This window comes from Allohahella marinimesophila (genome assembly GCF_039538005.1).
GTDB lineage: Bacteria > Pseudomonadota > Gammaproteobacteria > Pseudomonadales > Oleiphilaceae > Allohahella > Allohahella marinimesophila.
Genome location: NZ_BAABBO010000009.1, coordinates 396,933 through 411,494, shown reverse-complemented (window position 1 = coordinate 411,494; position 14,562 = coordinate 396,933). Strand labels below are relative to the sequence as shown.

The 14,562-nt window shown below is 52.6% G+C and carries 9 protein-coding genes; 3 read left to right on the top strand and 6 right to left on the bottom strand.

Going from position 1 to position 14,562, the window contains the following annotated elements; all coding sequences use genetic code 11:
- Window positions 1-101: 101 nt before the first annotated feature.
- Window positions 102-1,844, top strand: a complete 1,743-nt coding sequence (locus tag ABD735_RS10575) for a hypothetical protein (protein ID WP_344806106.1) — start codon at window positions 102-104, stop codon at window positions 1,842-1,844.
- Window positions 1,845-1,873: 29 nt separating this feature from the next.
- On the opposite strand, the gene ABD735_RS10570 is transcribed toward ABD735_RS10575, so the two are convergent.
- Window positions 1,874-2,767, bottom strand: coding sequence for a lysophospholipid acyltransferase family protein (locus ABD735_RS10570; protein WP_344806104.1), 894 nt, complete (start codon window positions 2,765-2,767; stop codon window positions 1,874-1,876).
- Between the two features lie 181 nt (window positions 2,768-2,948).
- Between ABD735_RS10570 and glyQ the strand changes: the two genes are divergently transcribed.
- On the top strand, window positions 2,949-3,923 hold the full coding sequence (gene glyQ, locus ABD735_RS10565) for a glycine--tRNA ligase subunit alpha (protein ID WP_344806102.1): 975 nt from the start codon (window positions 2,949-2,951) through the stop codon (window positions 3,921-3,923).
- 45 nt (window positions 3,924-3,968) lie between these two features.
- Window positions 3,969-6,071, top strand: coding sequence for a glycine--tRNA ligase subunit beta (gene glyS / locus ABD735_RS10560; RefSeq protein ID WP_344806100.1), 2,103 nt, complete (start codon window positions 3,969-3,971; stop codon window positions 6,069-6,071).
- A gap of 75 nt (window positions 6,072-6,146) precedes the next feature.
- Here the strand turns inward: glyS and ABD735_RS10555 are convergent, their stop codons facing one another.
- The 5 genes from ABD735_RS10555 to dnaN form a co-directional block, all read right to left on the bottom strand.
- The gene (locus ABD735_RS10555) at window positions 6,147-7,493 is read right to left on the bottom strand and encodes an OmpP1/FadL family transporter (RefSeq protein WP_344806098.1); all 1,347 of its coding nucleotides are present in this window, start codon (window positions 7,491-7,493) and stop codon (window positions 6,147-6,149) included.
- A 227-nt stretch (window positions 7,494-7,720) separates the two neighbouring features.
- A complete protein-coding gene (gene gyrB, locus ABD735_RS10550) occupies window positions 7,721-10,138 on the bottom strand; it encodes a DNA topoisomerase (ATP-hydrolyzing) subunit B (protein WP_344806096.1) in 2,418 nt (805 codons plus the stop codon).
- 613 nt (window positions 10,139-10,751) lie between these two features.
- A complete protein-coding gene (gene recF / locus ABD735_RS10545; RefSeq protein WP_344806094.1) occupies window positions 10,752-11,987 on the bottom strand; it encodes a DNA replication/repair protein RecF in 1,236 nt (411 codons plus the stop codon).
- A gap of 62 nt (window positions 11,988-12,049) precedes the next feature.
- The gene (locus tag ABD735_RS10540) at window positions 12,050-13,336 is read right to left on the bottom strand and encodes an ABC1 kinase family protein (RefSeq protein ID WP_344806092.1); all 1,287 of its coding nucleotides are present in this window, start codon (window positions 13,334-13,336) and stop codon (window positions 12,050-12,052) included.
- A 36-nt stretch (window positions 13,337-13,372) separates the two neighbouring features.
- A complete protein-coding gene (dnaN, locus tag ABD735_RS10535; RefSeq protein WP_344806090.1) occupies window positions 13,373-14,500 on the bottom strand; it encodes a DNA polymerase III subunit beta in 1,128 nt (375 codons plus the stop codon).
- Between the last annotated feature and the right edge of the window lie 62 nt (window positions 14,501-14,562).

Genomic DNA, 14,562 nt, shown 5'->3' with positions numbered 1-14,562 from the left:
CAGCAGCTTCCCGGCTTTGGCACTGGTTCGCGTAATCATGTTACGAAATGTTTTAATCTTTGCGGGTGAATCACTCGTTCAAATTCGGAAGCAAGACGTTTATGCAATTGGCCTACGATCCGGCTCTACCAAAAACTTTCTTCACCAGGTTCAAGCCTGTCATGGTGACCATCGGACTGCTTGCCGGCTTTCTGTTGTTGCAGGGCTGCGAGGAACTTGGTCTGGAAGACGAAAAGAAGCGGCGTCCGCCGCCGCCGGAACCTGAGCCGCAGCCACCCGTAGTCATCGTGACACCGCAGGCGAACTATCCGATTATCAACCGGCTCTTCTTCGAGGCCACTCGCCTGCCAAACGAACCTGATCCGCTAACGCAAACCTACAGTGTGGATGTGCGTCAGTTGAGTGTACTTCGTCAGAGTGCTGGTCAGCCCGCTGAAGCCTTTGCTCCGCTGATTCCGCTGGGCAATGGCAGGTTTACCCAGAGCTATGTGCTCATTGAAGAAAACAACCGTTTCTTCCTGGGCGACCCGACCACCACCGAATTGAAACAGCTGACAAGTTTCAGCGAACCTGCCTGCGGCACGAACGGGGCAGTGATGGATCGCCGACTCCTCACCGATGGTCTCGGCTTCGCCGACAGCACCCTGATCGTCCGCTACGGTACGCCAGAAGAATGTGCTGCGGGTACGGCAGCCTTCGTCAGACTCCCCCTCACAGCGGGCCCCCTGAACCTGCCTGAGGCCGCTACGGCCATGGAGTTTTTCGGCAAGCCGCTGACGGCACTCGATGGCAGCATTCTGGGCTACTTCATGAAAATCGAAGGCACGCTCGAACTTCGTGACAAGGCTGGCGCTGTGGTCAGGTCCGTCGCAGTTGATCCTGCACTCGAGCTCGGTTCGCTCGTCGGTAGTGAGATCGCTTACGGCGAAGACATACTTCTGTCTTTTGCCGGAACGCTGTATCAGCTCCCGCCGGCCGCCTATGTCGACCCTGCTGTCGCGCCTGTCGTGCTCACGACACTGACCGTGCCCTCACTGGACAATCGCGTTCAGCTTCTTCGGGGGACTAATCTGTTCTTCCTGGACGGCGCGGTGCTCAAAGTCGTCAGACTTGCTGAACAACAGGTCGAAGTGGTGGCTGATCTCAGTAGCTATGGGGTCATTCGGCCGTCCCTGCAGGCCAGCAGAGACTTTCTGTGGACAGTCACCCAGGCCGGTGAGCTGCTAAGAGTCACGCCGGAAACGATGGACGTGACCCCGATCACGTCCGGCCTAGCCGCTGAAAATGCCTTTCTCGCTGGTACTGATGTCGTGTTCGCCAGCTTCGAGTCGCCCCCAATTGCTGTGGTGATCCCACAGGATTCACTCACGGTGCCACTGTGCACCCCACCAACACCTGAAGCGGGCTGTTTCGAAAACGCGAACTGGCTGTTCTTCGATCATTATCGAGAGGATGGCCTGACATATCTGCCGGTGTTGCTTCAGGGTTTCAGTACTACGACCGAGACACTGGTTGATGGTGAAACTGTTGTCACGACCGAGCCAGCCTATATCGACACCGCCACCGAGGGCCGATTTTTCAACGCCTCGCAGCTCACCCAGTTCGATCTCACAAGCGGCGCGCCGATCGTTGAGTTCTCGTCAGGCCTTCCCGGCGAAACGCAGGTGCGAGCCATCAGTGTCATCGAACAGGATTTCGCCCTGATTCAGTATGTGGGTCAGCCAGACAATCCGGAGAGCCTGCCTGATCTGGTGAGAATCAACATCGGCAGCCGCTCGGGCCTGTCCACGGTAGGCACTACGGGCAACCTGGCTGAACGCTTGCTGACCCGAAGCGAAAATTGAGCTTCGGCGCACACTAGTGTCCCGTACGGCTAGACTCGATACATGTGCCGGGCCTTGTCCGGCAGATGTTTGAAACGCTTGTACTCCCATTGATATTGCTCAGGCGCCAGTGTGATGAGTGCCTCCATACTGGCGTTCATCGCTGCCGCTGACTCATGCAGATCGCTGGAATAGATGGCGTCCAGCGGCTTCTGCACATGAACGTCGAAGCCTCCATTGCGATTCCTCAGGCTGGTCATCATCAATACCCGGGCACCCGTCTTGTCGATCAGACGAGGCACCAGCTTCATCGTATGAGTGTGCTGGCCAAAAAAGGGCACGAAGATACCGCCACTGCGCTCAGGGGACTGGTCGGGAAGAATGCCGGTGACGCCGCCTTCACGCAGACTGGTGAACAGACTCATGACCCCTCGCTTGCCAGCGGGCACCAGCGTCGAGCCATTACGCTCGCGAACGCTACGCATATATTCATCCATTCCTGGCAATTTCGGCTGCAGATACAGCGAGCGGATCGTGAAATGATGCGCGAGAAACAAGCCACTCAGCTCCCAGTTGCCAAGGTGCGGAACCAGAACAATCAAGCCACGCCCGGACTGCTTCGCCTCTTCGATGTGATTGAGCCCCTCCACATGCTGAATCAGCTGCAGCACCCGCTCCGTTGGCCACTCCCAGATCGCTGCCATCTCGGCCGCCACCATCCCGGTATTCTGCATGCTCTGCATCACTAGCTGTTCGCGCTGGGGTCGACTGAGACGAGGATAGCAGGCGTCTATATTGATACGCGTTATCCTGAGCGCTTCTGTCTGCCAGACCACGGCGAACCGCCCCGCCAGCCTCCCGATTCTCTGCAAGGCTGGCAAAGACAATCGTGACATCAGACCAAGCAGCCTTCTCAGGGCGGCCGAGAGCAGTCGTGCTTTCAAATCATGTGGTCCTATGTGCTAAGTTGGCGCTCCATACAGGTGGCGTATGCGCGTTGAGTACTTGCTGGTAGATTACAGTGAGGCAAAGGGTATAATTACGCGCTTGTTTTGTCATGGGTTGCATTCCGATTGAGCGCCCGCCGCATCTTTACAGTATTGCCAGGACGGAGTTTGGAAAATCATGACGGTATCGAATAAGACCGCCCCATCACGAGAGCTTTCACAAGGCCACGATGCCACGACCTTTCAGGGCCTCATCGCCATCTTGCAGAATTACTGGTCTGAACAGGGCTGCGTGATCCTGCAGCCGCTCGACATGGAAGTGGGCGCCGGCACCTTCCATCCGGCTACTTTCCTGCGTGCCATCGGGCCTGAGCGCTGGAACACTGCCTATGTTCAGCCTTGCCGTCGCCCAACTGACGGCCGCTATGGTGAGAATCCAAATCGACTTCAGCATTATTACCAGTATCAGGTCATTCTCAAGCCATCACCACCTAATATACAGGAACTCTATCTTGGCTCGCTCGAAGCATTGGGCATAGATCCTCTGGTGCACGATATCCGCTTTGTCGAAGACAACTGGGAAAGTCCGACACTGGGCGCATGGGGTCTGGGCTGGGAAATCTGGCTGAATGGCATGGAGGTGACACAATTCACCTATTTCCAGCAGGTTGGTGGGCTCGAATGCTTCCCGGTCACCGGTGAGATCACTTACGGGCTGGAGCGAATTGCCATGTATCTCCAGGGTGTCGACAGCATTTTCGACCTCGTGTGGACGCATGGCCCGCACGGCAAAGTGACCTATGGCGACGTCTTTCACCAGAACGAAGTCGAGATGTCGACCTTCAACTTTGAGCATGCCAATGTCGAGTCGCTCTTTGCTCAATTTGATGCCTGCGAACAGGACAGTCAGCGATTGATCGAAAAGGGCTTGCCACTGCCGGCCTATGAAATGGTGCTGAAGGCCTCGCATGCCTTCAACCTGCTCGATGCACGTCATGCCATCTCGGTCACCGAACGACAGCGATTCATTCTTCGTGTTCGTGCCCTGGCCAGAGCAGTGGCTCAGGCCTATTTCGATCGTCGTGAAGCTCTGGGCTTCCCCTTGGCTGATCCCGAACATACGGCAGCGCTCATCGCTAACAAGAGCGCCTAATTTGCGACACCGTCGCCTCATACTTCAAATCATCTGGATATAACGATGCAAGCCAAGGATTTCCTGCTGGAGCTCGGCCTCGAAGAGCTGCCCCCCAAAGCCATGCCTGTGCTGATGCAAAGTTTGAAACAACACATGGAGAGCGGGTTGCACGCTGCCGAGCTCTCATATCGAGAGATCGAGGTACTCGGAGCCCCGCGCCGCCTTGTGCTCATCATTCACGAATTGGCTACAAAACAGAATGATCGACAGGTCGAGCGCCGTGGTCCAGCGAAACAGGCTGCCTATGATGCTGAAGGACAGCCTACGAAAGCGCTACTCGGTTTCGCGAGATCCTGTCAGGTGGACGTGGAAGCGCTTGAGCTTCTGGAGACTGATAAAGGCGCCTGGATGATGTTCCGTGCCAATGAACCAGGGCGGGCTGCCGAGGCGATTCTACCTGAACTGATTCAGCAGTCGCTGCAGCAGCTACCCATTGCCAAGCGTATGAGATGGGGCGCTTCACGAAATGAATTCATTCGGCCTCTGCATTGGCTGCTTGCACTCTACGGCAATGAGATTCTGCCGCTGGAGATTTTCGGCATCAGCAGTGGTCGCGACACTCGAGGCCACCGCGCGCACTCGCCGGGAGTACTCACAATCGAATCAATCGAGCGCTATAGGGACCAACTGCGGGATGCGAAGGTCATTGTCGACTTCGAAGAGCGTAGGACATCCATACGACGGCAGATCGCAGACGTCGTGAGCGAAGTGTTCCCAGCTGCGAAAGAGAATGGCATTCAGGCCGTGATCGATGAAGATCTCCTGACAGAAGTCACGGCACTCACCGATTGGCCGGTGGCCATGGTGGGCCGCTTCGAGGAGCGATTTCTCGAAGTGCCAGCCGAATGTCTCATCAGCACAATGAAGGAAAATCAAAAGTATTTTCATATCGTCGGTGCTGACGGCGCCATGCTGGCAGCGTTTGTGTTTATTGCCAATCTTCAGAGCAAGGACCCTGAAAAGGTCGTGGCAGGCAACGAGCGGGTGGTTCGACCACGCCTCAGCGACGCGGCATTCTTCTATGAAACTGATCGCAAGCAGACGCTCGAGTCGCGTTTGCCGAAGCTTGAAAGCATTCTGTTCCAGAAATCTCTGGGGACGGTGCTGGAAAAATCCAAGCGGCTCGAGACCCTTGCAGCCACAGTGGCTACGCTGATCAAGGCTGACGGAGCGCAGGCTAGCCGTGCGGGGCTGTTGAGCAAGGCCGATCTGGTCAGCGATATGGTGCTTGAATTTCCCGAGCTTCAGGGCACCATGGGCAGGTACTATGCGATTCATGACGGCGAGCCTGCCGAACTGGCCGCTGCCATTGAAGAACATTACTGGCCACGCTTCGCAGGCGACAGGGTACCTCAAAGTAAAATTGCCGCATCCGTTGCACTGGCAGACCGACTGGATACATTGACCGGTATCTTCGGCATCGGTCAGGCACCTACGGGCACCAAGGATCCATTTGCCCTGCGTAGGGCCGCCCTCGGTGTCCTCAGAATTTGTATTGAACACAGCCTGGACCTGGATCTGTATGAAGTGATTGGTGCAGCGATAAGCGGATACACCGAAACACGCTCATTCGATCCTGAGCTGCAGACCATCGTATTCGATTATGTGTTCGACCGTTTCAGAAACCTGTATGAAGAGCAGGGCATTTCGAGTGCAGCTTTTCTCGCCGTGAGAAAGCGTCCGGTTCGCAGTCCATTCGAGTTTCATCAGCGAATCCTGGCTGTCGAAGCCTTCAGGAGTATGCCTGAAGCCGAGGCTCTCATCGCTGCCAACAAACGGGTCAGTAACATTCTCGCCAAGTCGGATTTGCAGGATTCGGCGGAGCCAGGATCGGTGGATGACCGCCTATTTCAGAATAATGAAGAACGTGCGCTTTACGATGGTGTGGTGGCCTGCGAAGACACCACAAGGCCTCTGTTAATCTCTGGACATTTTGCCGAGGCGCTCAAGGAACTTGCTCAACTGAAAACAGTGACCGACAAGTTCTTTGATGAGGTTATGGTGATGGCTGAAGATCCTGCTCTGCGGGATAATCGCTTGATGCTATTGCGACGGCTGCGCGCGCTGTTCCTGAACATTGCAGATATCGCCGAGCTCTCCTCATAAAGCTCGCTATAAACCGCAAACAAAAAAAAGCTGCCGTCGAGTCATCTCGCGGCAGCTCCTTTACAGACCTTTCTTCTAGAATGCCGCGTTGACCTGAACGCTGGCAATTGTGGCACTGCCTTCGACTTCAGCCACAACGGTATTACCCAAGGCCGATACTTCGGTCACTTCTACCGAATCACCCTCAAGGCGCGAAATACCGAAGTCTAACGACAGGTTGTCGCTGGCCAGGTAACTCGCACCGGCCGAAAACCACATCCGATCACTGTCCGGAATCGAGAGGGTCCTGTTTTCTCGGGGCACCGGTGACTTATCGAGCGCGAAGCCACCTCTCAGGATAATCCGTTCATTGAGGTTATGGGTGACACCTATGGCATAGCGCAGGTTGGCATCCCAATTCTCTTCCTTCAGCGTTACCGGGCCAGTTGGAACGGCATCGATATCCGCGATCAATGAATCAAATCGCTCCCAGTTTGTATAGTTCACGCTTCCGTGAACTGCCCAGTCGCTATTGATCTCATGATAGGCGGCTATCTCTGCGATGTCGGGCAGGTTCAGTTCTAGCGAACCGTCAGAACTGAATGGCGCAGGAAACTCGGATTCGGCGTCACCTTCGATATCGATATCGAGACTCGAGCGATACTGCATTCCGATACGCGTTGCCTGCGTCAGTTCGAACAGCGCACTGAGATGATATCCGAATGCATCGCCGTCACCTTCAAGGTCGAGGATCTTCGGTGTTCCGGGTACACCAGGCACGAAAGCTGGAACACTCGTATTGAGCTGTGCATCCGCTAATACGTAATCAATACCAAAGCCAAGGCTTACCTGATCAGTCAGTTTGTAGGCGATGGAGGGCGTAATATTCACTGTTTCAACTGAGGCTTCGTCGGCCACATCAAGGCCACCAAATCTGCTGTCGTAATCAGTTTTGAGGCCAAAATTACTAAATACTGCAAATCCTACAAAAAGTTTTTCATCCAGCTGATAGCTTGAATAGAAGCCTGGAACGAAGGCATTCGGACCTGCATTGTCATCGTTGGCGGGCAATGTAATTCCGCTCGCCGTAGTGGTTGTACCATTTGCCTCGACTTCGAGATCAATGAATGAGAGTACACCCGACACATTTATGCCCTCGAGGCGTGTCATGGCTGCTGTATTGCGCGCGAGCACCGCAGCGGTATCGCCGATAGCCGCCTCACCGGCATTAGCTCTACCTAGGCCTCGGGCGCCATGCTCGCTGAGCTGAAAGCCAGCGGCCGATACCTGGCCACTGATCGCACTACCACCAAGCAAGGCCAACAAGGAAGTGGCATAGGCCAACGGCCGAAGACTGAACGGTGTTTGCGATAGGTGAGCCTGCGTGGGAGCACGAAGTCCGTCTGACTGGAGCCTGTCTGAGCGCGTGTCTTCATGTTTCATAAGGATCCTTATTTTTTTCTGTATTGATGATAAATAGACCGGAATTCATGCAGATAATTCCGTAAGTTAAAGACAACTTGCAGGATCTGGACCAACAACAAGGTGCATGTTGAAGTATAGGCTACACCCAGTGGCTGGACTTTATACATGAGCCTTTAAAACGAAAAAACCCGGCAGGCTGCCGGGTCTTCATCCTCACTATCCTAGCGCTAACTTTGGTACAGAAGCTAGATATCCAGATTGGTCACCGTCAGAGCGTTCGTCTGAATGAATGCACGACGCGGTTCCACATCGTCGCCCATTAAGGTAGTGAAGATTTGGTCTGCCGCGATAGCATCCTCAACGCTTACCTTCATCATTCGCCTACTTTCCGGATCCATCGTCGTTTCCCAGAGTTGGTCTGGGTTCATTTCACCGAGCCCCTTATAACGCTGGATGCTCTGCCCCTTCATCGCTTCCTGCATCAGCCACTGAATGGCAGCTTCGAAACTACTGATGGCTTGCTTCTTTTCGCCCTTTTGAATAAAGGCGTCATCTTCAATAAGCCCTTCCAATTGACTGCCCAGATTCGCAATCGCTTCATACGAAGAGGACAGGAAGAAATCATCATTCAGGTCGTAGACTGTCTCAATGCCGTGCTGGGTTTGAATGACTCGCTGCATATACAGTTGCGTCTCTGGATTAAGTACAGAATCAACACTGTATAAGGTGCCGTTGGTCACCGTGCCCGTAGTCAGCAAAGCGCCAAAACGCTCAGACCAGCTCTGGGAGTGTGTCTGCTCAGAGAACTCTTGCTGCCCGATACGCGGAACTTCCAGCAACCGTTTGAGCACGTCCTTCGGATAGGTACGAGACATCCGCTCGATCAACGATTCAACCTTCTTGAACTCATTGACCAGTTTTTCGAGAGCCGGTCCCTGTATAGGCGGCGTGTCTGCCGAACCATATAACATGGTGCCATCAAGCGCCGATTGGAGCAGATACTGCTCCAGAGCCTTTTCATCCTTTAGATATTGCTCCTGCTTTCCTTTCTTGACCTTATAGAGTGGTGGCATCGCAATGAAGATATGGCCACCTTCGACAATATCCCGCATTTGCCTGAAGAAGAAGGTCAGCAATAGTGTTCGAATGTGAGAACCATCCACATCGGCATCAGTCATGATAATGATGCTGTGATATCGAAGTTTGTTGATATCAAATTCTTCGCGACCGATGCCACAACCAAGCGCGGTGATCAGCGTGCCTACTTCAGCTGAAGCAAGCATCTTGTCGAATCGAGCTTTCTCGACATTCAGAATTTTGCCTTTCAATGGCAGAATTGCCTGGGTCTTACGGTCACGCCCCTGCTTGGCCGAGCCGCCTGCAGAGTCACCCTCCACTATGAACAATTCGGATTTACTCGGGTCTTTTTCCTGGCAATCAGCCAGTTTGCCAGGCAGACCAGCAATATCCAGAGCGCCCTTCCGTCGAGTCATTTCGCGCGCCTTTCGCGCAGCTTCTCGGGCTCGAGCAGCATCAATCATCTTGTTGACGATGCTTTTGGCCTCATTCGGATTTTCAGCCAAGTAGTCGGCAAAGTAGTTATTCATCTCATGTTCAACTGCAGTCTTCACTTCCGATGACACGAGTTTGTCTTTGGTTTGCGAGCTGAACTTGGGGTCAGGCACTTTTACTGACACGATAGCCGTCAAGCCTTCGCGGGCATCGTCACCGGAGGTGGCCACCTTGCTTTTGCGCAAGAGAGATTCTTTCTCGATATATTGGTTGAGACTTCTGGTGAGAGCCCCACGAAAACCTGCCAGGTGTGTCCCGCCATCACGCTGCGGAATATTGTTGGTAAAGCAGTAGATATTTTCCTGAAATGTGTCATTCCACTGAAGTGCCACTTCAACGGTAACGCCGTCTTCGCGCTCTTTGATAAAATGGAAAACCCGATTCAGCGGAGTCTTATTCTGATTAAGATACTCCACGAACGCTCTCAGTCCGCCTTCATAGAAAAAATCTTCGCTCTTTCCAGATCGCTCGTCGGTCAGGGATATCCGGATACCTGAATTCAGAAAAGCCAGTTCCCTGATCCGCTTAGCAAGAATGTCGTAATGGAAGACAATATTAGTAAAGGTCTCTGCCGATGGCTTGAAATGGATTTGAGTACCAGAGCGGTCAGTATCGCCAATGATGGCAAGATCTGCCTGCGGCACACCATGCACATACATCTGCTGATGTACCTTGCCACTGCGGCGTACCGTCAGCTTCAATTGCTCTGACAGCGCATTGACAACGGATACACCGACTCCGTGAAGACCACCACTCACCTTATAGGCGTTGTCGTCGAACTTTCCGCCGGCGTGCAGAACAGTCAAGATGACTTCCGCAGCAGAGGTGCCCGTCTCTTCATGTATGTCGACCGGAATACCACGCCCATCATCCGTAACAGTAATCGACTCGTCGGCATGAATCTTTACCTGGATCTCAGAACAATGCCCGGCGAGCGCTTCATCGATAGAGTTGTCGACCACCTCGAATACCAAGTGATGCAGCCCCGACCCATCATCTGTGTCACCGATATACATACCGGGTCGCTTACGCACTGCATCCAGACCCTTGAGCACTTTTATACTTGATGAATTGTATTCGCCCTGAGACATGATATTCCTTACGCGGTTTTTAAGTGGCTTCATTATACTAGAAACCCAGACTTTTAGCCTCTCTATATGGCCACTAGACCGCCTGAGGAGGCCGGTAAATTTGCACCCCTGCGTCTGGTATTAGGCGACGCTCCACGTGGAACCACGCACTGTATATGAAGGTATTTTTGCTAATGAGCCATGAGCTTTCAGCGTTCTACCGCATTTCGCGCTTGAAGAGACTGGACGAGACGATTCGCCGAATTCGCGGCTGCCTAGAGTTTCACGTGGAACATCGGAGACAATGGCGCAATGCTGCCAAATGGATTAAATGCTATGTCTGGAATTTTTTTCGAACTTTTCCGAAAGTACCACTCCGCGAATAGCTGCCCCATATCATCCCATCCTCCCTGAATGCTGACTTATGGCTTTACACCTTTACCGGTAATAACTCCGTACAGGCGATTGAAAGGTCCAGCTGTATAGGAATGCTGAGCTGCTAAATTTGAAGCTACCCACCAATGAAATTGCGGCTCTTCATTGGATCGTAAAAACTTAGTGATGAGATGGAAGCAAGTTTTCTAGGGACTGAAGAGTGTTCCACGTGGAACATATACCGTCGAGGACCACGCTGCTATTTCGTAGATAAAATCCGCTGGGCCTGACCATGTTCCACGTGGAACATGGCGGATAGAGGTGCTTCGTTAAAATGTCGAAGGAAATCTGGTAGTTCTTCGGGTTGCCCCGCCAGTGCAGTAATGAATACCTGGGAGCAGGAATTCGATAATTCAGCCAGTAGCGTAGCCGATCTATCCTGATCGAGCTCCGCAGTCAGGTCATCCACTAATACAGCCGTACGGCTTCCTGCAGCACTATGGCGCAGGTGCTGCACCTGTCTTAGCAACAATAGGGCGGATGCCATTTTACATTGACCGCGCGATAGCACGTCTTTGGCGGCATATTCCTCTGTTGCAATAACGATATCAGCACGCTGTGGACCAGAATAGGTCCGACCCGTGACGATTTCATAGTCGCGTTTGGCTAAGAGCTCTTCACGAAAATCCGCCATGAGATCGCTGTCCGCCTGGGAGTTGTCGAAACCGAAACCATGTTTCAACTTGAGGCTAAGAGCCTCAATTCCGGCGACTGGAATGCCCACTGAGCTTTGCTCTACAGCGGCATCGCTTTGAGCACGAAGATACTGGGTGTATCCATCAAAATAGGCTTGGCGTACTCGAGCGAGTTGCACCGAGTGATCAATGAATGCCTCTGTCCAGGCTCGAAGCTCTTTTTCCTCGGCAGGCCCGGCGTGACGCTTCAATTCTTTCAGTGAGGCATTTCGCTGAGCAAGCGTTGACTGCCACTTTTTGAAAAGAGGACCATAACTACGTTCCACGTGGAACACTCCCCAGTCCAGAAAGCGACGCCGTATGCCAGGCTCTCCCACTATAAGCTGCAGGCTTTGGTGGTCGATGACTTGGACAGGCAGCAGACGAGCGAGGACCATAGAACTTTTAACCGCATTACCATCCATCGAGACGCGAAGCTGGGATTTCTTTATCTTTTGAATACCGAGCTGATGTCGAGAGATGTCTTGCTGATGGGAGAGGTGGATGACGCCTCTCGCTAACAGGGCGGTGTCATAAGGACCGATAAGTTGATCAAGGAAGCTGGTTTTGAAGGACCGCCCAGTCAACAACAGATGAAGGCCTTCGAGAATTGAAGTCTTTCCCTGGGCGTTTGCGCCGTAGAAGAGTATGCGTGACGATGTTGAGATATCCGAATTTGCAGCATCGGTAGCGGCCGATTGGAAGCTAAGATCCAGGGCAGATATCGCACGAAAATTCTGTAGTTGAAGCGAAGAAATCATGATGGGCTATGGAAGCCCATCAAGGCACGAGGCGTGAATACTAGACGAGGAATGAGGACACCCTACTGAACAAGACTGAGTCGCTCGTCCATGAACATATCGAGGTCAGGCGCCAGCAAGTGAATATACCGATCGAAGTAGAGGAACTGCTTTATAAGCAGGGCAAATTCTCGGGGAAAATGTAAACCATGAGATTCACCGGTTTTTACAAGATCCATCAGGATCGTATTAATCTCTTCAGCTTCGTTCAAAGTGTCGGTGTACATCTGCTGAGAATCCGCATTCGGCACCATTCTATCCATCTTCTTGTACAAGCGCTGAATGTCGGCCGCCAGATCAGCTATGTCGACTTCAGTATGAGTCACGCCAATGCGGATCATGGCACTCGCCATGTCATGGAAGTTCATCATCATGATTGCCGTGATGAAATCAGATATTGCCTTCCAGGCGCCTTTAGGGATCCGACCCACGATTCCAAAGTCTATGAACCCGATACGACCGTCTCGCAACACCATGAGATTGCCGGCATGAACATCAGCGTGGAAAAAATCGCACTGGGTCAAACTTGAAAACCAGGCATTCATCGCAGTAATCAAAGTGCGCTCAGGGTCACTACAATATGTTCGAATAGTCTCGAGATCGGTCAATGGCACGCCATAAAAACGCTCCATCGTCAGCACTTTCATTGTCGAGGCGTGTTCATAGTGCTTCGGGACTACCACATCTGTATTTCCCGTGGCGTTCAGAAAAGCTCGGAACTCATCGAGGTTTTGACCTTCCTTATAGAAGTCACATTCCTCAACCATTGTCTTCTGAATTTCTTCGACGATGCCTGATAGTGAAGTCCAGGACAGCTTCGGCGCGAGCAACTCGAGTATTCGGGCGCCGGCGTAGAGGAAATTGAGGTCGGTCACCAGAATATTACGTACACCTGGTTTCTGAACCTTGATAACGACGTCATCACCATTGACCAGCTTAGCCGCATGGACCTGGGCAATCGATGCCGAAGCCAATGGCACATGATCAACATGGGAAAACACTTCCGACAAGCGATCACCAAACTCTTCATCCAGAATTCTCTGAATTACAGTGAACGGCAGAGGCTTCGTCTGATCGAGGCAATACTGAAACTCTTCGACGTAAGATGGCGGGAAGAACGTTGGAGACGATGCGATGAACTGCCCGAGCTTAATGTAGGTAGAACCAAGGCGCTCAAAGGTCTGTCGCAGCAAGCGTGGCGGTGGCGGTCTGTCACCTGCCACCCAGCTGATGCCAGTCGAGGCCAGAACACTGACCGTCTGACCAATCCGCAAGAAACCTTTGACTGTATTCTGCACTGTGTCGTTCATTAGCAATCCCTTTGATGAAACGAATGTTGGGTAACCCTATAGCCTCATCGGCATGACGACGTACAGGGCGTCCTTGGTGTCCACACCTTCTACGAGTGCACTGCTGGCTGGGTTCGATAGCGCCACTTCTACCCGCTCATCCTTGATGACATTTAACACATCAAGCAGGTAGGCGACATTGAACCCCATCTGCAGATCTTCATACGCGTATTCAACCTCCAAGCGATCCTCAGCTTCTTCCTGCTCGGGATTGTTGGCAAAAACCTCAACGGTGTTTTCACTGAATTGCAGCCGTACACCGCGATAGCTTTCATGGCTGAGAATCGCCGCCCTGCTCAACATACTTTTGAGTAGTAGGCGATCGGCCAACATTTTCTTGTCACTATTGCGGGGTATGACCCGCTGATAGTCAGGAAACTTGCCTTCGATGAGTTTCGAACTGAACGCATAATCCTTCATCAATACCCGGATGTGATTATGACCAATCAGAACTTCGCAATCTGCTTCTTCGTCATCGGCTAGCAGTTTGGCAAGCTCTAGCACACCTTTTCGCGGTACGATCTTTTGAACGGTCGTATCTTCGGCGCCTTCATCGAAGAGTTCATGCTTGTGCTCAAATCCAGCCATGGCCAGACGATGCCCATCGGTCGCGACAGCGCGCAGGCCTGAGGGGTTCAGTTCCAGCAGAAGTCCGTTGAGATAGTAACGGACATCCTGCTGAGCCATTGCAAAAGCCGTGGCGTCGATAATTCGCTTGAGCTTGGCCTGTTGAAGTCGTAAGGAGATATCACTGCTCTCATTTTCCACTTTTGGAAAATGATCTGCCGGCAAAGTCGCCAAGGAAAAATGGCTGGTAGCACAACGAAGGTCCAGCTTCGAGTTGGCGTATTCCAGAGTCAGCATCTGTCCCTCAGGCAGACTACGACAGATATCGCTCAGCTTACGAGCTGGTACCGTAATCGCCCCGGCCTGGTGAACCTGGATCTCTCGAATATAAGCCACCAGTTCCACTTCGTTGTTGGTTGCAGTAATGCTTACACCATCTTCCGGCGATGCCTGAATCAGCACGTTCGCCAGCACAGGCATAGTGTGTCTCTTTTCGACTACACCACCTACCATGAGCAACGGTGTCAGGAAGCGTTCTCTCTGACATGTAAATTTCATAGAAACAACTCTGTTTTCAGGAAGTTCTGATTGTAGTTCAGCCGATGCAGTGCTTACCAGCC

What these genes read in the sequence shown, in the direction of transcription:
- ABD735_RS10575 (WP_344806106.1), top strand. Translation starts at nt 102, where the DNA reads ATGCAATTGGCCTACGATCCGGCTCTACCAAAAACTTTCTTCACCAGG.
- glyQ (WP_344806102.1), top strand. Translation starts at nt 2,949, where the DNA reads ATGACGGTATCGAATAAGACCGCCCCATCACGAGAGCTTTCACAAGGC.
- glyS (WP_344806100.1), top strand. Translation starts at nt 3,969, where the DNA reads ATGCAAGCCAAGGATTTCCTGCTGGAGCTCGGCCTCGAAGAGCTGCCC.
- ABD735_RS10555 (WP_344806098.1), bottom strand. Translation starts at nt 7,493, where the DNA reads ATGAAACATGAAGACACGCGCTCAGACAGGCTCCAGTCAGACGGACTT.
- gyrB (WP_344806096.1), bottom strand. Translation starts at nt 10,138, where the DNA reads ATGTCTCAGGGCGAATACAATTCATCAAGTATAAAAGTGCTCAAGGGT.
- recF (WP_344806094.1), bottom strand. Translation starts at nt 11,987, where the DNA reads ATGATTTCTTCGCTTCAACTACAGAATTTTCGTGCGATATCTGCCCTG.
- ABD735_RS10540 (WP_344806092.1), bottom strand. Translation starts at nt 13,336, where the DNA reads ATGAACGACACAGTGCAGAATACAGTCAAAGGTTTCTTGCGGATTGGT.
- dnaN (WP_344806090.1), bottom strand. Translation starts at nt 14,500, where the DNA reads ATGAAATTTACATGTCAGAGAGAACGCTTCCTGACACCGTTGCTCATG.